An 18,114-nucleotide genomic window follows, 5' to 3' on the forward strand; every position below is an offset into this window, starting at 1 on the left:
TCTGTAGTTGACATCTTGTCTTGGCCATACTCTACTAAGACCAGATATAAAATACAATTTTCAACAGATCTGATAATGACAACACGGCGACAGCTGCTCGTCGGAGTCCTCCTCGCAGTGTTGCTGCTCGGTGTCGGCACCGCCGACGTGGTCAGTCAGTACGACAGGGTGAACACCGCAGCGACGACGACGGGCACGGTCCAGACGGCGAGCGTCGAGGAGGACTCGCTCGACATACCACAGCTCATCAACGACGAGTTCTATCGGACGAATCTCACGTACACGTACACGGTCGACGGAGAGCGGTACACCGGTCAGGGGCCGTTCCCGGCGTGGGCGTCGGGCACCGAGCGAGCGACGGTCGTCACGGTCGAGCGGTTCGAGTCGGGCGAGCGCGTGACGGTGTCTTACCGGCCCGCCGATCCGAGCGAGAGCTACCTCGTCGGGCGGTACGCCCTCTTTCCCGGGTTCGCCGCGCTCATCGTCGCGCCGTACCTGCTCGCGGTGCTCACCACACCCGGGTTCAGACTGGAGACGATCCTGGACGTTGCACTCCGGGGTGTCACAGACCAGCCCGCTCACAGGACCCCGAAGCTGGCCGACCCGGTCGACACGACGACGGGCGACGGGGTGGAGTGGCTGCCGCTGACCGGGACCGCAGAGTGGGTCGTGTGGGGAACCGCGACGCTGGCTGCGCTCGCGGTCGTCGCCGTCTACCTCGCCGTCGCCCCGCCCGGCACCCGCCGGCTCGGCTACGCCGTCGGTCTGGTCGTGGTCGGTCTGACGGGCGTCCGGACCGCGTTCCGACGCCGGTAGCGCGGACGCGCCGAGCCGTCCGACTCCGAGACAGTTTTCCTCACCGGGTCCCGACCCACGGCCGTGACGGACGACGACCTCTCGGAGCACCTCGATCCGGAGCTCGACGGCGCGATCGCGGGGACCGACACGGACGACACCCTCCCGGGGCCGGTGACGATCCCGCGGCTCGTCGTCGCATTACACGTCGGGGGTGCCGCCGGACTCCTCCCGTTCGCGCTGGAGGCGGCACAGAACGGCGAGACCGGACGGCTCGTGACGATGGCTGTCGTCGCGGGCGGGCTCGTGGCCGCCGGTGTCGTGATCGCGCGCGCGACTGCCCGGCGGTAGATCGCTGCCCGGCGCTACTGTCGCGGTCCGGCACTACTGTCGTCGTCCGACACTACTACTCTCGTCCGGCACTACTGTCGTCGTCCGGCGCGACCGACTCACGACGACCGGGCGTACACCGGCTGCCCGACGAGCGACGGGAGAGAGACGCCGTCGTCGGGCGTGACGGCGACGTACGGCCGCGCCGCTGGCCCGAACACGTCGACGATCTCGCCGACCGTCTCCAACGACTCGTCGACCACGCGCCGGCCGATCGACGGCGGCTCCGTCGCCTCTGCCGGCACCCTGACGATCGCGAGCCGTTGGGCCGTTCGAACCACTTCGCCGACGCGGCGCACGGCTACTCCCCGCGGACGGCCGCGACGTAGGCGCCGACGGCCCGCACGAGGTCGTTCTTCGTCGTGTCGGTCGTTCCCCGTGCCAGGACGCGCCCGCGGGTCTCGTACTCTCTAGAGTACGTCTTCCCGCGCTCGACTGTGGCGTCGTACCCGACTTGCTGGACCGCCTTGGCGATCTCGTCGACCGTCGGCTCCGGGACCGCCTGGTCCGTCGGGAGCCGCCGCCCGTCCGCGCGGGTCAGCTCCGCGTCGAAGTAGGCGGGCCACAGGACGTTCTCGACCATACTCCGAGTGGCGTGGCCACGGGCAAGTGCGTTACCCTTCCGTCGGCGGGCGGCTCACGCCCGTCGCCGGCCGAGCAACGCGGCGACCCCGGCTGCGACGAGCGCAACGACCGCACCCATCCCGGGCGCGGACGTGGACGTCGTCGGCTCCGGCGTCTCCGTGGCCGTCGGCTCCGGCGTCTCCGTGGCCGCCGGCTCCGGCGTCTCCGTGGCCGTCGGCGTCTCCGTGGCGACGCTCACTTCGTCGCGGGCGGGGAACGACACGTCTGCCGTCGTCTCGGGCGCGACCCCCGCAGAGAGGTTCCGGACGCCGTAGACGACGGACCGGGGTGCCGGCTGGTTCAGCCAGTTCGTGTTCACCGTCACCGTCCGGTTCTGTTGGACCGCCGATAGCTGTCGGTACGGCTTCTCGCCGGCGAGGTACGCCGTCGTGTCGCCGAACACGACCACGTCCGGTTCGCTCGTGAGGACCACCTCGCTGGACACCTCTCTGTAGCCGCTGATCTCTCCGCGGAACACGTTCTGGCCGCCCGCGGCCCGGATCATCTGCGTGATGAACGTCTCCTCACCGACGACGAACCCGCCCGACAGCGGGTACAACACGGTCGGTCGCTCCGTGTCGGCCGTCGCCTCGCTCACGGCCTCCACGTTCGCGGTCATCCAAGCGTTCGCCTCCGCGGCGCCCGCGCAGTTGCCCGTGAGCTTCCCGATCAGGGTCGTCTTCTGACGGACGTCGGCGATGTCACCGGCCCCCTCGAACTTGAAGACAGTGAGGCCGGCGTTCCGCAGCGACTGGATGGTCTCGTTGCGGACGACGTTGGGTGCGAGCACCAGGTCCGGCTCCGTGCCGACCACCTTCTCCACGCTCGCCCCTCCGAAGCCACCGGTGGAGATGTTCGTTCGCTCGCCGGCACCGTCCAAGTACGTCGCGTACTTCGAGACGCCGACAACCTGGTCGCGGCCGCCGATCTCCCACATCGTCTGGGCGGCGCTGGGCTGGAGTGTCGTCACCCGCTCGGGGCGCTCCGTCACCGTCACCTCCGTCCCGGTGGCGTCGGTCGTCGTCACCGGGAACTCACACGTCGTCTGTGTCTGTGCCTGGATCTGTTCCTGTGTCTGTGCCTGGATCTGTTCCTGTGTCTGTGGCTGTACACCGACTGCGCCCGCGGCGGCGACGCCGACCGGGGCGAGAGCGAGCAACGCGACGACCGCCAGGGTCGCCGCCAGTCTCTTGAACTCGGTCACGTCAGTCTCGTGGACCGAAGGCAATATATGCTTGACTAAATCAAGTGAGTTTGTACCCGTGCAGCGAGTGTGGCGACGGACGGCGGCGTACGCCGCGGCCGCGACGGTGGTGCTAGTCGTGTCGGTCGTCGTCAGCGCCGGCGTCGGTCCGGTTTCGATTCCGGCGCTGGAGGTCGCGGCAGTGGTGTTGAACGCCGTCAAGCTCCCGGTCGGGGTGTCGTTCGACGGTGCCCCGGGGCTGCTCCAGACGCCCGGAATGACAGTCGAGTTCGTCAGTCTGTTCGACTTCTCCGTCGACCGAACGTACGCCGTGATCGTTCGGACGGTTCGACTGCCGCGCATCCTGCTGGCGGCGCTCGTCGGAATCGCGCTGTCTGCCGCCGGCACCGTGATGCAGGGGTTCTTCCGCAACCCGATGGCCGACCCCTCTATCGTCGGGGTGTCGTCGGGCGCCGCCGTCGGTGCCGTCGCCGCCATCGTCTTGCCGTTCGCGCTCCCGTTCGGGCTCGGGCTCCAGGCGGCCGCCTTCCTCGGCGGGCTCGTCGCCGGCTTCGCCGTCTACCTGATCGCCACCCGGGACGGTCGGACGCCGACCGCGACGCTGTTGTTGGTCGGGGTGGCCATCCAGACGCTCCTGAGTGCGGTCGTCTCGACGATGATCCTCTTCTCCGGGAAGTCGATGCGCCGTGTCGTGTTCTGGCTGATGGGCCACCTGAAGAACGCCGGCTGGGACGAGGTGGCCGTCGCGGCCGTCGTCGTCCCGCCGCTCGTGGTCGCGCTGTCGGCGTACGCCCGCGACCTGAACGTACTCTTGCTGGGCGAGGGGGACGCCGGCGCGCTCGGGGTCGAGGTGGAACGCTCCAAGCGAGCCCTGTTGGCAATCTCGTCGGTGTTGACGGGCGCGGCCGTCGCCGTCACCGGCGTGATCGGCTTCGTCGGGCTGATCGTCCCGCACGGCGTCCGGCTGCTCGTCGGCCCGGACCACCGCGTCCTGTTGCCGACGAGCGCACTCGCCGGCGGCAGCTTCCTCGTCGTCGCCGACACGGTCGCTCGGTCGGGCGTCGTGGAGATCCCGGTCGGCGTCGTCACCGCCGCCGCCGGCGCCCCCTTCTTCCTGTACCTCCTCCGCACCAGGGAGGTGTACGAGCTGTGACGGGAGCGCTGTCGGCGTCGGACCTCCGGGTCCGACTCGGCGGGGAACCCGTGTTGACGGACGTGTCACTCGCCGTCGACCGCGGGGAGTTCGTCGGGCTCGTCGGCCCGAACGGCGCCGGCAAGACCACGCTCCTCCGGACGCTCAACGGGACGCTCACCCCCGACTCGGGGACGGTCCGCGTCGACGACGCCCCGCTGTCGGACCACTCCAGCCGCGAGATCGCTCGCCGGGTGGGGACCGTTCCACAGGGGACGAGCCTCTCGTTCGACTTTTCCGTCGCCGACGTGGTGGAGATGGGTCGGACGCCGTACGTCTCCCGGTTCGGTCGGACGGACGCAGACGACCGCGCCGCCGTCGACGACGCGATGGCCGCCGCGGAGGTGACGGAGTTCGCCGACCGTTCCGTCCAGACCCTCTCGGGCGGCGAGCGTCAACGCGTCCTCCTGGCCCGGGCGCTCGCTCAGGAGACACCCGTGCTCCTCTTGGACGAACCGACCGCGAGTCTCGACATCAACCACCAAGTGCGCACGCTGGGGCTCGTCCGGTCGACCGTCGACGGCGACCCCGGTCGGGCCGTGTTGGCAGCGATCCACGACCTCGACCTGGCTGCCCGGTACTGTGACCGACTACTGTTGCTCGCGGACGGCGAGATCCAGGCCGCCGGTGACCCGGCGACCGTCCTCGGGAGCGACGCGCTCCGGACGGCGTTCGGCGTCCCGACGGAGCTCAGCCGCGACCCCACGACCGGAACCCCGCGGGTGACGGCGCTGCCAGACGACGCCTCCGGCTCGTCCGAGTCGTCCGAGAGGGCCGGAACGTCCGAGTCGTCCGAGAGGGCCGGAACGTCCGAGTCACCCGGAGGGGTCGAGGCGTCCGAGTCGTCCGAGAAGGCCGGAACGTCCGAGTCACCCGGAGGGGTCGAGGCGTCCGACGAGTGACGCGACGGCGCTCCGGTCGGGCGTCCGCGGACGGACCGACGGCCACGACCGACACGCCCTTGACCGCGGCCCGCCGACAGCGGGTCGTGAACGCACCGTGTGTCCGAGTCGCCCGCGAGCGCGGGGAGACGACCCGCGAACGGCTCGCCGACGCCGGGCTGTTGGACGGCGACCGCCGGATCGAGGTCGAAGACGGCCGGATCTACGTCCCCGTCGTCGACCCGGACGCGGTGCCGTCGGAGCTGCCCGTCGTCGACCGTGCGACCGGCGAGCGCGACCGACAGACCACGCCCGCGGATCTGCTGGACGAAGAACCCACCTACGAACGGCTCGGCGACGTGGTGGTGATCGACGAGGACGACCCGAGCCGGGCACGCGAGGTGGCCGACGCCGTCGTCGACTCCGACGTGCCCTGTCAGGCCGTCGTCGACCGCGCCTCGAAGGTCCAGGGGGAGTACCGCGTCCGGGAGTGGACGCTCCTGGCCGGCGAGGAGACGGAGACCGTCCACCGGGAGTACGGCCACGAGTTCTTGGTAGACCCGACGACGGTGTACTTCTCACCCCGGCTGGCGACGGAGCGTCACCGCGTGATCGAACAGGTCCAGCCGGACGAGCGACTCCTCGACATGTTCGCCGGCGTCGGCCCGTTCGCCGTCCCCGCGGCCAGCCGGGACGCCGAGGTCGTCGCCGTCGACGCCAACCCCGCCGCCGTGCCGTTCCTCCGGGAGAACGCCCGCCGCAACGCTGTCGCCGACCGCGTGACCGCCGTCGAGGCGGACGTGCGCACCCTCGCGGACGGCGACGGGGGGTACCGCGGCTGGGCCGACCGACTGATCGCCAACCTCCCGCACTCCGCAGACGAGTTCCTGGACACCGCCGTCGCGCTCGCGGGCGACGACTGTGTCCTTCACTACTACGACATCCAACACGAAGACGACCCGTTCGGTCCCGGCGAGCGGGCTATCCGTGCGGCCGCCGGCGACGAGTACGACGTGAGTGTCGAGACTGAGCACGTCGTCCGGTCGTACGCACCCCACGAACTCAACGTCTGTCTGGACGTGCGGCTCACCCGACGCGAGCCCGCGCAGGGGGAGTTATCAGATCCGGGCGAGTAGGGGTCGGACGTGGACTCCCGGACGACGGTCGAACGGATCGGGCGTGGGCTGGAACGGCCGCTCGGGTTGGCGGCGCTCGTCGTCGCCGTCGACATCGTCGGCGCCGCGCCCGCGCTGTTGGCCGGACCGGACACCGCGTGATTCGCCACGCTGGACAAGCCCGCGATCTACCCCCCGTCGGCGACGTTCGCCGTCGCCTGGACGACGTTGTTCACCCTGCAGGGCGTCGCCGTCTGGCTCGTCGTCCGGTCGCCGCCCGGGCGTGCTCGGACGATCGCGCTCGCGGCGTTCGTCGGCCAGTTCGTCGTCAATCTGGCGTGGACGCCGACGTTCTTCGGGCTCCAGGCGATCCGGCCGCGCTGGCCGTCGCCGGGCTGCTCGTCCCCACGGTCGCCGCGACGGCCGTCCTGTTCGGTCGAGTCGACCGGCGTGCCGCTTTCCTGTTGATTCCGTACCTCCTGTGGGCCGGGTTCGCGGTCCTGCTCACCGCTCGGTTCCTCGCCGTGAACTGAGCGGACGGCCTGGTGGCGGTCTGTCACGCACTTATTAAGTCGCCGGCGGGCGTACGTTCTCGTATGGCTCTCGAACGTCTCCGATCCGGACTGAAGTACGCTGGCTACGGCGTAGCCCTCGCGGGGGCGGCCGCCGCCGTCTCGCGCGGGCTACGCGCCCGGGCCGGCGAACTCGAACCGCCGTTGAGCGGCGACCACGACACCCTCCGGTGGCGTGGGATGGACGTCGGCTACACCGAGGCCGGCGACCCGGACGACGACACCCTCGTGCTCGTTCACGGGATCAACGCCGCCGGCTCCAGCGGGGAGTTCCGCGAGATCTTCGACGACCTCGCGGCCGACCACCACGTCGTCGCGCCGGATCTCCCCGGGTTCGGCTGCTCCGACCGACCGCCGCTGCGCTACTCCGCCGCGCTGTACGAGGACTTCCTCGCGGACTTCCTGGCCCGCTACGACGAGCCGGCCGTGCTCGCCTCCTCGCTGTCGGCCGCCTACACCGCCGCCGCGTTGGACCGGGGCGACGTGACCGCGAGCCGGCTCGCGCTCGTCTGCCCGACCGCGACCGGCGGCCCGGAGCCGCCCAAGGCCTGGCTGCGGGAACTACTCCGAGCGCCCGTCGTCGGCGAAGCGGTCTACAACGTCCTCGGGTCGAAGCCGTCGATCCGGTACTTCAACGCCGACCACGGCTACTGGGACCCGGAGAAGGCCGGCGACGACTGGCAGGAGTACGAGTGGCGCACGGCCCACCAGGAGGGCGCCCGCTTCGCCCCCGCATCGTTCATCTCCGGCAGCCTCAACAGCGACGTGGCGCTGGGCCCGCTCCTGTCGGAGCTGGACGTGCCGACGACGATCCTCTGGGGCCGCGAGGCCGACCTCCCGCCGCTGGCGGAGGGGCGCGAGTTGGCCGAGACCGCCGACGCCCGGCTCGTCGTGTTCGACGACGCCCTCCTGCTCCCGCACGTCGAGTTCCCTCGGCAGTTCGTCGACGCCGTGCGGGGCGACACCGCCGACGCCGAGCGACCCGTGACGGTCGAACGGGAGTAGTCGTCAGTCGAAGGCGAACTCGTCCGTCTCGAAGTGTTTGAGCTTCGATTCGATCTTCCAGCGTTCCCAGTCGCAGGTGTCGTACAGGAATTGTGCCAACGCGCCGAACTCGTCGGTCTTCAAGTCTGCTTGTTCCGGCCCCCTGTTGCCGACGAACGGGTACGCCTCCGACGTGCGGAGCGTCTCGAAGTCGTCTTTGGCCCGGTCGAGATCGTGGCTGGGCACAGCAGCGAAGTTCACCGCTGCGTCGCGCGAGATCGGGGGCCCCCCAGCAGTGACGAGAGACTAGCACGGAGATGAGCTGACAGGCATACGTTGGTTTATCATTCGTCACATAGACCCTTTCTCTGCGCCATCGGTTATAAACCTCCGCCTTACCCAAACAGATTTGCGTCCCAGGCGCTTTTGTACTACAACGGCGAACATCAGGCACGCATGACTGACGAGAGTGAGGATCGACCGACCGAGACCCAAACTGACCTTGGGGAACGCCCCGGCCTGGACGAGATCAAACGGATGCGTCGGGAGCATCCCAGCGGTTGGCTGGAACTGTCGATGACGCCGGCGCGGGCGCTGTTGATCGACGCGATCCTCGACTCGCCGCCGGGTCACGAGTTCACTACTGGAACGATCTCCGAGCGCGCCGGAATTACGCCGCAGGCCGTCCGGGACCACCTCGGCGTTCTCGTCGACCGCGGCGTTGTCGAGGCAGTCGACGGGACAACGTACCGGATCGTCGACGACAGCGTGGTCTTGCGGGAACTGGAAGAGCTGAACGCCGCCGTTGGCGCCGTTCGCGCCGGGGCCGCGGACGAACGGGTCCACGAGACGCCGCCACACGAGCGGGTCGACAACGCGGACGACGACGGGAGCGGGAGCGGCCGCAGGGTTGCGGAGACAGCACCAGATCCGGGGGTCCTGAATGCCGACTGATCGACGGATCGAAGCTGTGGCCGCGGAGATCGCCGAGAAGTACGAACGAGTCGGCTACGAGGTCGAAGAGTTCGACGGACCAGCAGAGCGGCCCGACGCCGAAGAGTTCTACCTCTACGTCTCCACGGAGTACGCGAGCTTCTACCTCACGTTCCACACGGGCGTACCGGCCGTGACCGTCGCGTACCCGTTCACTGTGACACGCGCGCTCGGGGGGAGGCTCGGGGAGTCCGAGCGGGAGCGGCTCGTCGAGTCGACCCGAGGAGACGGGACAGAGCCGACGCCCGAGGCTGTAGGCGAGATCGTCCTCGGTCGAGCGGACGCGGACACGCTCCACGAGATCGAGTTTCGGCTCGCAGACCACGCGACCGTCTCGCTCGTCGATGTCGAGTTCGACCGGACGGACGACGGACTCCCGACGCGATTCTCCTCGTACACGAACCTTCTCCCGTACGCCGACGGGTTCGATCTCCAGACACTCGACACGCGAACGGACGTGGCGATTGCCGCGGGAGCGAGCGGCAAACGCTTCGTCGAACACGCCCTCGCGGTCGACACCGACGGCGATCCCTCGGAGTACGCCGTCGAGCTACGGTTCTGATCCCGGCTCTCGTCGGGCCCCCGCTCACTGCTCTCGCGGCCGGAACACGATCAGCCGTTTCCCGGTCGTCCGATTCTGTGTCACGTCCACTTCCACGTCCGTGCCGATCTCCACGTCGTCGTTGTCGATGCCGCGGACGACCCCGGTGAGTCGGACCGGACCGAAGTCGACGACGGCTGTGACGTACGGCGTGTCGTCCGCGAAGTCCGGCGGCGCGACGTGGACCTCCGAGAACGTGAGCACCTCGCCGACCAACGGGAGCGACTTCTCCGACAGCGAGTCGGAGCCACACTCCGGGCACACCCGACGGGGGGGCAGCGAGCCGTGGCCCTCGTGACACTCCAGGTAGAAGGCGTCGTCCGCGAGCGCGTCGGCCCACTCGTCGTACCCCTCGTCGACACCGGGCACGGGGTCGCCGCTCATTTCGCCACCTCCAGCACGTGGACGACGGCACTCGCGACCGTCCCGCCGGCGTTGTGCGCGACGCCGACCTCCGCGTCCGGGACGGCGTCGCTGTTGGGGTGGTCGCCCCGGAGCAAGCGTGTCAGCTCTGCGATCTGTGACCCGCCGGTCGCGCCGACCGGGTGACCCTTCGCCTTCAGTCCCCCCGAGAGGTTGACCGGGAGCGCCCCGTCGGCGGTCGTCTCCCCGCGGCGGGCCGCTCCGACGGCCTCACCCGTCTCGTACAGTCCGAGCGACTCCAGCGCCAACACCTCGGCGATGGTGAAACAGTCGTGGACCTCCGCGACGGCGACGTCGTCGGCCGCGACTCCGGCGTCGTCGTACGCCGTCTCCGCCGCCCGCCGAGCCGCCGGGGTCTCCGCGATGGCGTCCCGGTCCTGGAGCGCTGCCCGGTCGGAGCCCTGCCCCGTGCCGGTGATCGCCACCGGCGCCGTCACGTCCGCCTCGGACGCGAACGACTCCGAGATCAGGACGATCGCGCTGGCGCCGTCCGTGATCGGACAGGCGTCGAACAACCCCAGCGGCGACGCGATCTCCGGGGCGTCCAACGCCTCCTCGACGTCGATCTCCCGTTGGTACTGAGCGAACTCGTTGTCGACGGCGTTCGCGTGGTTCTTGACCGCGACGTGTGCCAGGTCCTCCGGGTCACCCCCGAACCGGTCGAAGTACCGCCGCGCCATCAGCGCGTACGCTCCCGGGAACGTCACTCCCGCCCGCACCTCGAACAGTTCGTCGGCCGCGACCGCCAGCGACTCCGTCACCTTCGGCGTCGAGAGGTTCGTCATCCGCTCCATCCCGCCGGCGACGGCCACGTCCACTTCGCCGGACCGCACCGCGCGCACCGCCTCCCGGACGGCGACCCCGGCACTGGCACACGCCTCCTCGTAGCGCGTCGCCGGACACCGCAGTCCAGCCGCCTCGGCCATCAGCGGGGCCTGGTGGCCCTGCCGCTCCGCGAGTGTCCCCATGAAGTTGCCGTAGTTGAGCTGTTCGACCGTCTCGCGCTCGACGCCGGCGTCCCGCAGTGCCGTGTCCGCGGCCTCGGCGAACAGGTCTCGGCCGGTTCGGCCCGGGTGTTCCCCGAACTTCGTCAGGCCGACGCCAGCCACTCGTACAGCAGTCATGTGCGTGGCTACGGAGAGGTGCCAGTAAAATACTGCCGGAGTCCACGACCCGACTACACGTCGGGCGCGTCGTCTTCGACCGCCCGCTTCATCGAGTCGCGCCGCGACTTGGCGTCCCGCCCGGTCGCCGCCTCCAAGAAGTCGTTCTTCACCTCGACCGCGTCGGAGGCCGCCTCGGCGTTCCCCTCCGCGATCACGTCCTCGGCGTCGCGCTCCTCGAAGTGGACGGCCAGTCGGTCCTTCTTGCCGCCGTACGCCGCCGCGCCGGCGACGATCCGTTCGAACACCGGATTGTCCGGGTCCTCGACGACGTACAGTTCGTGCCCGTTCACTGCCTCCGTCCCCGTCACCTCGCCGAAGTACTCCTCGATTTCCCCCTGGAGGTCCGGCATCCGGTCTTCCAGGTACTCCCCACGACGCATCTTGTACTCCTTCATGATCCGCCGTTCGACTGGGGCGTTGTTAGCAGTTTCGTCAGACGGTCGTTACTCTGTGGGCCGCTCGTCGATGTAACCGCGCATACACTCCGGGCAGATGTCTCCCTTCCGCATCGACGACGCTCCGACCGGCTCCGCGTGGCCGCAGTCCGGACAGAAGTACTCTCCCACCGGTTCGTCGCGAGTGGTCGAGAGGTCGATCCCGGTCGCCTCCCCCCCCGGGTCGGTGCCGTTCGTCACCGGCCCGGTCGTCGTCGGCTCCGACGTCACGAACTCCGTGTCCTCGTCGTCGACGAGCGACTCCGGGTCGACGGACGGCTGCATCCCGTCGACGGAGACGTCGCTCGCGGAGTCGTCCGGCTGGGCGTCGTACCCCCCGTCGTCCGCGTCGTGACTCGGCCAGGCGTCGTCGTCGCCGTCGACGATCTCCGCGTCGTCCGTCGGCGTCGGCGGATCGTCCGTCACCCCCTCCACCACGTCGCTGCGCGCCTCCCGGGCGGCCGGACTCTCCGCCGAGTGGGTCTCGTCGACGATCTCCGCGTCCTCGCCGCCCGGACCCTCCACGATCTCCGCGTCGTCGACGACCGACCCCTCGCCGTCCGGCGTCTCCTCGCCCGCGTCTACGGTCTCTGCCGGGTCGTCTGCCTCTCGGGCGTCTGCGTCCACGATCTCCGCTGGGTCGTCTGCCTCTCGGGTGTCTGCGTCTACGGTCTCTGCCGGGTCGTCGGCTTCGCGCGCATCCGCGTCCACGATCTCCGCCGGGTCGTCTGTCTCTCGGGTGTCTGCGTCTACGGTCTCCGCCGGGTCGTCTGTCTCTCGGGTGTCTGCGTCTACGGTCTCCGCCGAGTCGTCTGTCTGCTGGGCGTCCGCGTCCACGATCCCCGTCGACTCCTCGGAGTCGTCGCCCGTCCCACGGGGGTCCGTCGGCGTGGGTGTGTTGTCCGCACCGGGCGCGTCCTCCGGGTGTGTGGCGTCACTGTCCGGCCACTCCCTCGGGTCCCGCTCTGGTTCGGTGGCCGACTCGGACGGCGTCGGGTCGTCGCCGTCGATGATCTCCGCGTCGTCCGTCGTCGGCAGGTCCGTCTCGACGCTCCGGTCGCCCGTCGACGCCGCCGGTCCGTCGAACCCCCCCGTGTCCGACTCCGCGTCGTCGATCACGACCTCCACGTCCTCCGGGGGCGCGGCGTCCGTCGGCTCCGGCGGCTCCTGTTCGTCGGACTCCGGCTCGTCGGTGGACGGCTCCGTGCTCTCGGCGTTCGCCAGGCTCCGCACCTCGGTGTTCTCGGAGACGACCCGCGTGTCACCACACCGCGTACACTCCTCGATCTCCGTCTCGGTGACGACGATCTCGTCGCCCCGTTCCTCCTCTTCGCGCTCGGTTCGGGTGTCCCCGTAGTCGTGCCCGAGCAGACACCTGAGTCCCATTACCCGTAGAAACCCATCCCCGACCTAAAAGCGTTCCCTCACGTCTGACGCCCGACAGACGCCGAAACTGCCGGGCTCGGCCGCGACGACGCTCCCGAAGGCCGACGGCGACCCCCCGGCGGCTGCCGACGGATCTGTTGTGGTAACAATTGCCACAACACTTAGGATAGAGCCGTCCCTACGTTCTGGTGCCCGCGGCAAACGCGGCCACAAACTATGAGCTCAAACTCCCCAGCGACGTTCGTTCGGACGACGACCGACAGCCCGACTGTCGACGACACCGCAGAGATCGACTGTCGGGGCTGTGGCGAGCGGTTCGAGCGCACCGACCCGCGAGTGTTCGGCGCCCCGGTCGCGTACGCCTGCCCAGAGTGTGGTACCTCCGTCAAACTGTGGCTGGCCGGCGGTGAACTCCAGTACGAGTCGTAGTCGACGATCCGCTCCCGAGGCACTCACTCCTCTCTGACGCCACCGGCCCAGTCGCCGCTCCCGTCTGCGGTCGCCAGTTCGCCGCCGTCGACACTCCCCGTCTCGGACACCTCGACGCGGTCGAACGCGAACCGAGCGCCGCCGGTCGTCGACTCCCCGACCGTCAGCCGCCAGCCGTGAGCGGCCGCGATTCGGTCGACGATGCTCAGCCCGAACCCCGTGCCGTCGTTGGCCGTCGTGAGGCCAGCCTCCGTCACCTCGTCGCGCCGCTCCGGCGGCACCCCCGGGCCGTCGTCGTCCACGCGGAAGCCGTCGTCCGTAGCCGCCACCGTCACCGTCGGCGCCGGGCCGGCGTGGTCGACGGCGTTGCGAAACAGGTTCTCGAGCAGTCGTCGGAGGTACGTCTCGTCGGCCACGATCACGGTCCCCGGCTGCACCGTCAGCTCCAGCGTCGCCTCCTCCGTGGCGACCCCGTCCCAGGCCGTCCGGACGCTGTCGGCGAGTCGCACCCGCCCGGTCTCGACGGCCGCCGGGCCGATCCGAGCCAGCGCCAACGCGTCGCCGATGATCTGCTCCATCCGGTCTAAGGAGTCCACGACCGCGTCCAACCGGTCGAGATCGCCGTTCTCTGCCGCCACGTCCAGGTTGGCGCGCGCCACCTCCAACGGGTTCCGGAGGTCGTGGCTCACGACTCCCGCGAACGACTCCATCCGGTCGGCCTGTCGCTCCAACTCCGCCCGCTGTGCGGCCGCTCGTCGTTCCCGGTCGACGAGCGCAGCCGCCCGTCGTCTGTCGACGGCGACCCACCTGGCGACGGCCGCGGCCACGCCCACACAGCCGGTCGCCAACGGCACCGTCGTCGTCAACAGATCGACCGGAGGCGGACGGGCGACGACCGGTCCCAACGCCTGCCCGATCGCGCCGACGTACACGAGCCCGGCGCCGCCGAACAACAGCCGGCCGACCGTCCGGGTCAGCTCTCCGCGTAGCCGCCCCACCACCAGGACCCCTCCGGCGACCGCCGCCGGAAACGCCAGCCCGGCCAGCCGCCACGGCCCCAGCACCGTCGTCGGAAACACCGCCGTCTGGGCCACGGCCGCAGCTACACCCGTAGCCAGCACCGTGACCGTCCCCGCCGCACGCCGCGCCGCACTGTCCATCGACTAGGGCATACGATCACCGCGTCTTCGTTCTTTTGTTTGTTACCAGATACTAGAGTAGTAACTTCACGATGTGTCGGGAACGATACCGGTTCGGCGGGTTACTCGGCGAACGAGACGCTCTCACGGCCGACCGTCTCGCCGAACAGCCAGTCGGCGTGGTCGACGGCGTACTCTCGGTGGTCCGGCTGGATGTAGCCCAGGGCGTCTTCCACGACGACCGGGCGGTAGTCGCGCAGTCCCGCCGACCCGGCGGTGTGGAGGACACACACGTTGGCGAGCGTGCCGCAGATCACCAGGTCACGCACACCGCGAGCCGACAGCCAGCCGTCCAACTCCGTCTCGTAGAAGGCGTCGTACGTGTGCTTCTCCACGACGTGGGCGGCCGACTCCGTCGGGAGGTCGTCGACCAGCTGTGCGTCCCACGACCCCTCGACGACGTGGTCACCCCAGCGCTCGAACTCGTCGTAGTAGTGGTTGCCGTCGAACTGTCCCGGCGGGTGGACGTCCCGAGTGTACACGACTGGGACGCCGGCGTCGCCCGCCCGCTCGGCCAGCGCGACGACCGGCTCCACGACCGCCTCGCTGTGCGGGGCGTGGAGGCTCCCGTCCGGGTGACAGAACCCGTTCTGTACGTCCACCACCAGGAGGGCCGTCTCGGCCGGATCGAACTCCATGCCGGACGTTCGGCGGCCACGGACAAAAATCCGGCCGCGTCACCGGAGTCGTGCGCCCGTGTCCGTCAGCCGTGTGGCGTTCGGGAGGGTGTCGCCGGCACCGGTCGCCACCACCGTCTCCCCCACCATCGCCGCCGTCGCCGTTCCCCCGGCCGCCGCCACCCGTTCGAACGTCTCCTGCACTCGGTCGGTCGCCAGTCCCGTCCGGTCAGTGAACGTCCGCCCGACCGACAACAGCGTCGACAGCGACGCCGACGGGTCGAACGCGGCGAAGGCGTCCGTCGCCGCCGCCCGCACCCGCTCCATCGCCGCCTCGTCGCCCAACACGTCCGCCGTCGTGATCCCGCCGTGTGAGACGTACTGGAGATCACCCGTCCGGGCCCGACGGCGCCGCCCGTCGCCGGTGTCGTACACGAGCCCGCCCCGGTTCTGGACGAACACGTCGCCCAGCCCCGTGCCGGCGGCCACCTCGGCGCGGGCAGCCGCCTCGACGAGCGCCGACCGGTCGCGGCCGAGGTCGAACGCTGCGTTCGCCGCCAGCGCCGTCGCAAGCGTCGCCGCGCCGCTGGCACCGAAGCCGGCGCCGACCGGCGTCGCCGCCGTCAGCTCGACGGCCGCCGCGACACCCAGCCGTTCCAACACACCCTCGACCGGTTCGAAGGCCGTCGCTTCACCGTCGAGCCAGACGCGGGTGTCGTCTGCCGGTCGGACCTCCGCCTCGACGCCGTCTGCCGTGGTGAGAGAGATGCCGCGCGACCCCTGGCCGTCCCGTGTGGGCGCGAACGCGAGCGTGACGCTCCCGGGGGCGTGTGCGGTCGCGGTCCGTGTCACACCACGACTCCGACGGGGGCCGTGGTAAGCCTACGGGTCCCGCCGCCGCGCCAGCCCGGCGGCCGCCAGCAGTGCCACGAGCGCGACCACTGCGCCGAACCCGGGCGTCCGGGTCGCCGTCTCCTCGCCCGCGGTCGCCGTCGGGGTCGGCGTCGGCGAGTCGCCGACAGCCGGGGTCGGCGACGCCGTCCGGCCCGGCGTCGGCGTCGCCTCCGTCGCCGTCGACACCGACGACGCCGACGTGCGGACCTGCGTCAGGTCGTCCAACGTCGGCGCGTTGACGATCGTCACGGTGTCGCCGGACCGACGGATCTGGAAGGCGTCCGCGAACCCGGAGTCGGGGATCACGTAGGTGTCGTCCCCGACCTGGTCACCGCCGTAGTGGCCCAACAGCTGCCGGTAGCCGTCGACGAACTCCCGGGCGTCCGCCTCCGACTCCCAGGCGATCCGCCAGACGTAGCCGGTCTCGTTGTCGGCGTTTCGGTAGACGTGGAGCCGGTCGCCGTCCCAGCCGTCCGCGACGGACACGGAGTAGTTCAGCGGGTCGTCCGCGAGCTCACCGGTCTCGGTCCGGTTGAGCCAGTTCCGGGGGTCGACCACCCACGTGTCCGGGTTCGCGTCGTTGTACAACGGCCGAACGAACATCGCCGCCACGCCCGGCTGTCCCAGCTTCGCGTAGCTCGGCCGGCCGTTCACCTCGACACGCTGCCAGTCGCCGGCCGTCTGATCCTCGATCGTCACCGTCTGTGGCTGCGTCTCGTCCAGGTCCACCTCGGCAACTGCCGCCGAGGAGACCGGCGGGTTGTCGTACAGGGCGTTGACCGCCTCCCAGCCGCCGCGCTCGCGGACCGCCTTCACGTACTTCGGGCCGTCCGAGTACGGCTGGAACGTCACGAAGTACCGTCCGAAGTTGATCGACGTGCCGCCGCCGCTGCTGTCCTCGCCGCCGGTGTCGGTGAGACAGTTCCACTCTTCTTCACACTGTTGGCTGTACAGGCTGTCGACGTAGTTGCCGTCACCCTCCACGACGCCGTCGGCGGTGTTGTGCCCTTCACGGGTGGCGTAGTTCAGCGCGTCGTAGCCGAACCGTTGATCCTGGAGCGCGTGGAACAGCTCCTGTGACAGCGTCACCTCGCTGAGCTGTGGCGTCTCCGTGTTGTCGCTGACCACGACGATCCGATCCTCGCTGGGGCTGTAGAACCCCCCGACCGTCGCGCCACGGTTCCGGTTGGCGACCGCGATCGAGTCGGCCGACTCGTTGATTGCGAAGATCGCCTCCCACTTTGCGTTGTCGAACGCTCGGTAGGCGGGCGGCACGCCCCCGCCGTCGCCGGAGGCGTACCGTTGTTTGAACGTGTCCCGGTCGATGAGCGAGACCGGCACCGTCTTCTCGAACTCCACTTCTCTGATGTGCTCGACACGGGCCATCGACCGGGCGACGACCTTGTCCAGTTCCGTCTGGTTGAGCCCGTCGGTCGGATCGACCGCAGGTAGGGGGTCGTCGTACCAGTAGCCGTCCTCCCACCCGAGCGTGTCGTTCGCCGGGTCGGGCCGTACGTCGTCGGCCGTCTCGACTGTCGCGTCGTCGGCCGTCTCGACTGTCGCGTCGTCGGCCGTCTCGACTGTCGCGTCGTCTGCCGGGGCCGCCGCGGCCGCCGGAGCGAGCGCCACCCCGACCAGGGCCACGACGAACAACGGCACGAGCCATCGCATACGGATGGATCGTCGTCCGGTAACAAGAGCCTTGCCTGTTCGTGCACTGACAACGGGTGTCAGATACCCTCCATCTCACGCAGTCGGTCGGCGACCGGTCCGGGCGTCGCGCCGCTCGTCTCCACGCGGTGGTCCGGGACGAACACCGGCACCGGGTTCTCCCGCAGCGCCGACTGGACCGTCCGCACGTCCTCGTCGTCGTCCGGGTCGATTCCGGCGGCCATCCGCGCCACCCGCCGCGCCCCGACGGACCGCCCGTACGGCACGTTCCGGGTCGCCTCCAACACCGTCCGGTGGTCCGTCGGCACCGTGAGCGCGACGGCGATGTCCTGGAACTCGTCTGCCTCGCCGTCGAGATACTCGAACACCCGAGAGAGAACCGCCCCGTCGTCGGCCGCGTCCCCCGGCGCCGTCTCCGGGAACGACACCGAAACCACCTGTCCGCTGGCCGTCCCGACCTCGACGTACCGGCCCAGTCGCTCGCTGTGTCGCGCGTACACCCCAGTGTCGTCGGCTGTCAGTGTCACGAGCGAGAGTCGGGGCG

The 18,114-nt window shown here is 70.0% G+C and carries 25 protein-coding genes; 12 read left to right on the top strand and 13 right to left on the bottom strand.

Annotated elements, in window-relative coordinates:
- The first annotated feature begins 75 nt into the window (after positions 1 to 75).
- Positions 76 to 816 carry a DUF3592 domain-containing protein gene (locus RYH79_RS10935; protein ID WP_370899023.1) on the top strand — a complete coding sequence of 247 codons (741 nt, stop codon included), beginning with the start codon at positions 76 to 78 and terminating at the stop codon, positions 814 to 816.
- 63 nt (positions 817 to 879) lie between these two features.
- Complete coding sequence (locus RYH79_RS10940) at positions 880 to 1,146, top strand: hypothetical protein (RefSeq protein ID WP_370899025.1); 267 nt, start codon at positions 880 to 882, stop codon at positions 1,144 to 1,146.
- A gap of 98 nt (positions 1,147 to 1,244) precedes the next feature.
- Here RYH79_RS10940 and RYH79_RS10945 read toward each other — a convergent pair whose 3' ends face one another.
- Genes RYH79_RS10945 through RYH79_RS10955 form a run of 3 tightly spaced genes read right to left on the bottom strand, consistent with a single transcriptional unit; the run spans position 1,245 to position 3,013 of the window.
- Complete coding sequence (locus tag RYH79_RS10945; RefSeq protein WP_370899027.1) at positions 1,245 to 1,484, bottom strand: H/ACA ribonucleoprotein complex subunit GAR1; 240 nt, start codon at positions 1,482 to 1,484, stop codon at positions 1,245 to 1,247.
- A 2-nt stretch (positions 1,485 to 1,486) separates the two neighbouring features.
- On the bottom strand, positions 1,487 to 1,768 hold the full coding sequence (gene srp19 / locus RYH79_RS10950) for a signal recognition particle subunit SRP19 (protein ID WP_370899029.1): 282 nt from the start codon (positions 1,766 to 1,768) through the stop codon (positions 1,487 to 1,489).
- A gap of 54 nt (positions 1,769 to 1,822) precedes the next feature.
- Positions 1,823 to 3,013 (bottom strand): PGF-CTERM-anchored ABC transporter substrate-binding protein, encoded by a 1,191-nt coding sequence (locus RYH79_RS10955; protein WP_370899031.1) that lies wholly within the window; start codon positions 3,011 to 3,013, stop codon positions 1,823 to 1,825.
- Between the two features lie 58 nt (positions 3,014 to 3,071).
- Between RYH79_RS10955 and btuC the strand changes: the two genes are divergently transcribed.
- From btuC to RYH79_RS10990, 7 genes are all read left to right on the top strand, one after another.
- Positions 3,072 to 4,166 (top strand): vitamin B12 ABC transporter permease BtuC, encoded by a 1,095-nt coding sequence (gene btuC, locus RYH79_RS10960; protein WP_370899033.1) that lies wholly within the window; start codon positions 3,072 to 3,074, stop codon positions 4,164 to 4,166.
- A complete protein-coding gene (locus tag RYH79_RS10965) occupies positions 4,163 to 5,107 on the top strand; it encodes a heme ABC transporter ATP-binding protein (RefSeq protein ID WP_370899035.1) in 945 nt (314 codons plus the stop codon). The genes btuC and RYH79_RS10965 overlap by 4 nt, the downstream gene beginning before the upstream one ends.
- An 86-nt stretch (positions 5,108 to 5,193) precedes the next feature.
- Positions 5,194 to 6,222 (top strand): class I SAM-dependent methyltransferase, encoded by a 1,029-nt coding sequence (locus tag RYH79_RS10970; RefSeq protein WP_370899037.1) that lies wholly within the window; start codon positions 5,194 to 5,196, stop codon positions 6,220 to 6,222.
- A gap of 9 nt (positions 6,223 to 6,231) precedes the next feature.
- Entirely contained in the window at positions 6,232 to 6,363 is a 132-nt protein-coding gene (locus RYH79_RS10975) for a hypothetical protein (RefSeq protein WP_370899039.1), read from the top strand.
- 24 nt (positions 6,364 to 6,387) lie between these two features.
- Positions 6,388 to 6,669, top strand: coding sequence for a TspO/MBR family protein (locus RYH79_RS10980; protein WP_370900868.1), 282 nt, complete (start codon positions 6,388 to 6,390; stop codon positions 6,667 to 6,669).
- Positions 6,630 to 6,734, top strand: coding sequence for a tryptophan-rich sensory protein (locus tag RYH79_RS10985; protein ID WP_370900870.1), 105 nt, complete (start codon positions 6,630 to 6,632; stop codon positions 6,732 to 6,734). The genes RYH79_RS10980 and RYH79_RS10985 overlap by 40 nt, the downstream gene beginning before the upstream one ends.
- Positions 6,735 to 6,797: 63 nt before the next feature.
- Positions 6,798 to 7,778 (top strand): alpha/beta fold hydrolase, encoded by a 981-nt coding sequence (locus RYH79_RS10990; protein WP_370899041.1) that lies wholly within the window; start codon positions 6,798 to 6,800, stop codon positions 7,776 to 7,778.
- Positions 7,779 to 7,781: 3 nt separating this feature from the next.
- On the opposite strand, the gene RYH79_RS10995 is transcribed toward RYH79_RS10990, so the two are convergent.
- Complete coding sequence (locus RYH79_RS10995; RefSeq protein WP_370899043.1) at positions 7,782 to 8,018, bottom strand: hypothetical protein; 237 nt, start codon at positions 8,016 to 8,018, stop codon at positions 7,782 to 7,784.
- A gap of 195 nt (positions 8,019 to 8,213) precedes the next feature.
- Here RYH79_RS10995 and RYH79_RS11000 point away from each other — a divergent pair, with 195 nt between their 5' ends.
- Together RYH79_RS11000 and RYH79_RS11005 are read left to right on the top strand one after the other, a co-directional pair.
- The gene (locus RYH79_RS11000; protein ID WP_370899045.1) at positions 8,214 to 8,711 is read left to right on the top strand and encodes a winged helix-turn-helix domain-containing protein; all 498 of its coding nucleotides are present in this window, start codon (positions 8,214 to 8,216) and stop codon (positions 8,709 to 8,711) included.
- Positions 8,701 to 9,312: a hypothetical protein gene (locus RYH79_RS11005; protein WP_370899047.1), complete on the top strand. Its 612-nt coding sequence runs from the start codon at positions 8,701 to 8,703 to the stop codon at positions 9,310 to 9,312. Before RYH79_RS11000 ends, RYH79_RS11005 begins: the two co-directional genes overlap by 11 nt.
- Positions 9,313 to 9,336: 24 nt before the next feature.
- Here RYH79_RS11005 and RYH79_RS11010 read toward each other — a convergent pair whose 3' ends face one another.
- The 4 genes from RYH79_RS11010 to RYH79_RS11025 are packed head-to-tail and all read right to left on the bottom strand — an operon-like array spanning position 9,337 to position 12,760.
- Positions 9,337 to 9,735, bottom strand: coding sequence for a Zn-ribbon domain-containing OB-fold protein (locus RYH79_RS11010; RefSeq protein WP_370899049.1), 399 nt, complete (start codon positions 9,733 to 9,735; stop codon positions 9,337 to 9,339).
- The gene (locus tag RYH79_RS11015) at positions 9,732 to 10,898 is read right to left on the bottom strand and encodes a thiolase domain-containing protein (RefSeq protein ID WP_370899051.1); all 1,167 of its coding nucleotides are present in this window, start codon (positions 10,896 to 10,898) and stop codon (positions 9,732 to 9,734) included. Before RYH79_RS11015 ends, RYH79_RS11010 begins: the two co-directional genes overlap by 4 nt.
- 53 nt (positions 10,899 to 10,951) lie before the next feature.
- Complete coding sequence (locus RYH79_RS11020) at positions 10,952 to 11,335, bottom strand: DUF5611 family protein (RefSeq protein WP_370899053.1); 384 nt, start codon at positions 11,333 to 11,335, stop codon at positions 10,952 to 10,954.
- Between the two features lie 48 nt (positions 11,336 to 11,383).
- Positions 11,384 to 12,760: a DUF7093 family protein gene (locus RYH79_RS11025; RefSeq protein WP_370899055.1), complete on the bottom strand. Its 1,377-nt coding sequence runs from the start codon at positions 12,758 to 12,760 to the stop codon at positions 11,384 to 11,386.
- 216 nt (positions 12,761 to 12,976) lie between these two features.
- Between RYH79_RS11025 and RYH79_RS11030 the strand changes: the two genes are divergently transcribed.
- Positions 12,977 to 13,189: a hypothetical protein gene (locus RYH79_RS11030; protein WP_370899057.1), complete on the top strand. Its 213-nt coding sequence runs from the start codon at positions 12,977 to 12,979 to the stop codon at positions 13,187 to 13,189.
- 23 nt (positions 13,190 to 13,212) lie between these two features.
- Here the strand turns inward: RYH79_RS11030 and RYH79_RS11035 are convergent, their stop codons facing one another.
- The 5 genes from RYH79_RS11035 to RYH79_RS11055 form a co-directional block, all read right to left on the bottom strand.
- On the bottom strand, positions 13,213 to 14,349 hold the full coding sequence (locus RYH79_RS11035; protein ID WP_370899059.1) for a sensor histidine kinase: 1,137 nt from the start codon (positions 14,347 to 14,349) through the stop codon (positions 13,213 to 13,215).
- A gap of 101 nt (positions 14,350 to 14,450) precedes the next feature.
- The gene (locus RYH79_RS11040; protein ID WP_370899061.1) at positions 14,451 to 15,026 is read right to left on the bottom strand and encodes a cysteine hydrolase family protein; all 576 of its coding nucleotides are present in this window, start codon (positions 15,024 to 15,026) and stop codon (positions 14,451 to 14,453) included.
- A gap of 39 nt (positions 15,027 to 15,065) precedes the next feature.
- On the bottom strand, positions 15,066 to 15,857 hold the full coding sequence (locus RYH79_RS11045; RefSeq protein ID WP_370899063.1) for a GHMP family kinase ATP-binding protein: 792 nt from the start codon (positions 15,855 to 15,857) through the stop codon (positions 15,066 to 15,068).
- 30 nt (positions 15,858 to 15,887) lie between these two features.
- Positions 15,888 to 17,570, bottom strand: a complete 1,683-nt coding sequence (locus RYH79_RS11050; RefSeq protein ID WP_370899065.1) for an Hvo_1808 family surface protein — start codon at positions 17,568 to 17,570, stop codon at positions 15,888 to 15,890.
- Between the two features lie 59 nt (positions 17,571 to 17,629).
- Positions 17,630 to 18,097, bottom strand: coding sequence for an MGMT family protein (locus RYH79_RS11055; protein ID WP_370899067.1), 468 nt, complete (start codon positions 18,095 to 18,097; stop codon positions 17,630 to 17,632).
- Positions 18,098 to 18,114 lie beyond the last annotated feature (17 nt).

It is taken from the genome of Halobaculum sp. MBLA0143 (genome assembly GCF_041361465.1).
In the GTDB taxonomy this organism is placed as follows: Archaea; Halobacteriota; Halobacteria; order Halobacteriales; family Haloferacaceae; genus JAHENP01.

What these genes read in the sequence shown, in the direction of transcription:
- RYH79_RS11015 (WP_370899051.1), bottom strand. Translation starts at nt 10,898, where the DNA reads ATGACTGCTGTACGAGTGGCTGGCGTCGGCCTGACGAAGTTCGGGGAA.
- RYH79_RS11050 (WP_370899065.1), bottom strand. Translation starts at nt 17,570, where the DNA reads ATGCGATGGCTCGTGCCGTTGTTCGTCGTGGCCCTGGTCGGGGTGGCG.
- RYH79_RS11035 (WP_370899059.1), bottom strand. Translation starts at nt 14,349, where the DNA reads ATGGACAGTGCGGCGCGGCGTGCGGCGGGGACGGTCACGGTGCTGGCT.
- RYH79_RS10935 (WP_370899023.1), top strand. Translation starts at nt 76, where the DNA reads ATGACAACACGGCGACAGCTGCTCGTCGGAGTCCTCCTCGCAGTGTTG.
- RYH79_RS11025 (WP_370899055.1), bottom strand. Translation starts at nt 12,760, where the DNA reads ATGGGACTCAGGTGTCTGCTCGGGCACGACTACGGGGACACCCGAACC.
- RYH79_RS11005 (WP_370899047.1), top strand. Translation starts at nt 8,701, where the DNA reads ATGCCGACTGATCGACGGATCGAAGCTGTGGCCGCGGAGATCGCCGAG.
- srp19 (WP_370899029.1), bottom strand. Translation starts at nt 1,768, where the DNA reads ATGGTCGAGAACGTCCTGTGGCCCGCCTACTTCGACGCGGAGCTGACC.
- RYH79_RS11000 (WP_370899045.1), top strand. Translation starts at nt 8,214, where the DNA reads ATGACTGACGAGAGTGAGGATCGACCGACCGAGACCCAAACTGACCTT.
- RYH79_RS11030 (WP_370899057.1), top strand. Translation starts at nt 12,977, where the DNA reads ATGAGCTCAAACTCCCCAGCGACGTTCGTTCGGACGACGACCGACAGC.
- RYH79_RS11020 (WP_370899053.1), bottom strand. Translation starts at nt 11,335, where the DNA reads ATGAAGGAGTACAAGATGCGTCGTGGGGAGTACCTGGAAGACCGGATG.
- RYH79_RS10990 (WP_370899041.1), top strand. Translation starts at nt 6,798, where the DNA reads ATGGCTCTCGAACGTCTCCGATCCGGACTGAAGTACGCTGGCTACGGC.
- RYH79_RS11040 (WP_370899061.1), bottom strand. Translation starts at nt 15,026, where the DNA reads ATGGAGTTCGATCCGGCCGAGACGGCCCTCCTGGTGGTGGACGTACAG.
- RYH79_RS11010 (WP_370899049.1), bottom strand. Translation starts at nt 9,735, where the DNA reads ATGAGCGGCGACCCCGTGCCCGGTGTCGACGAGGGGTACGACGAGTGG.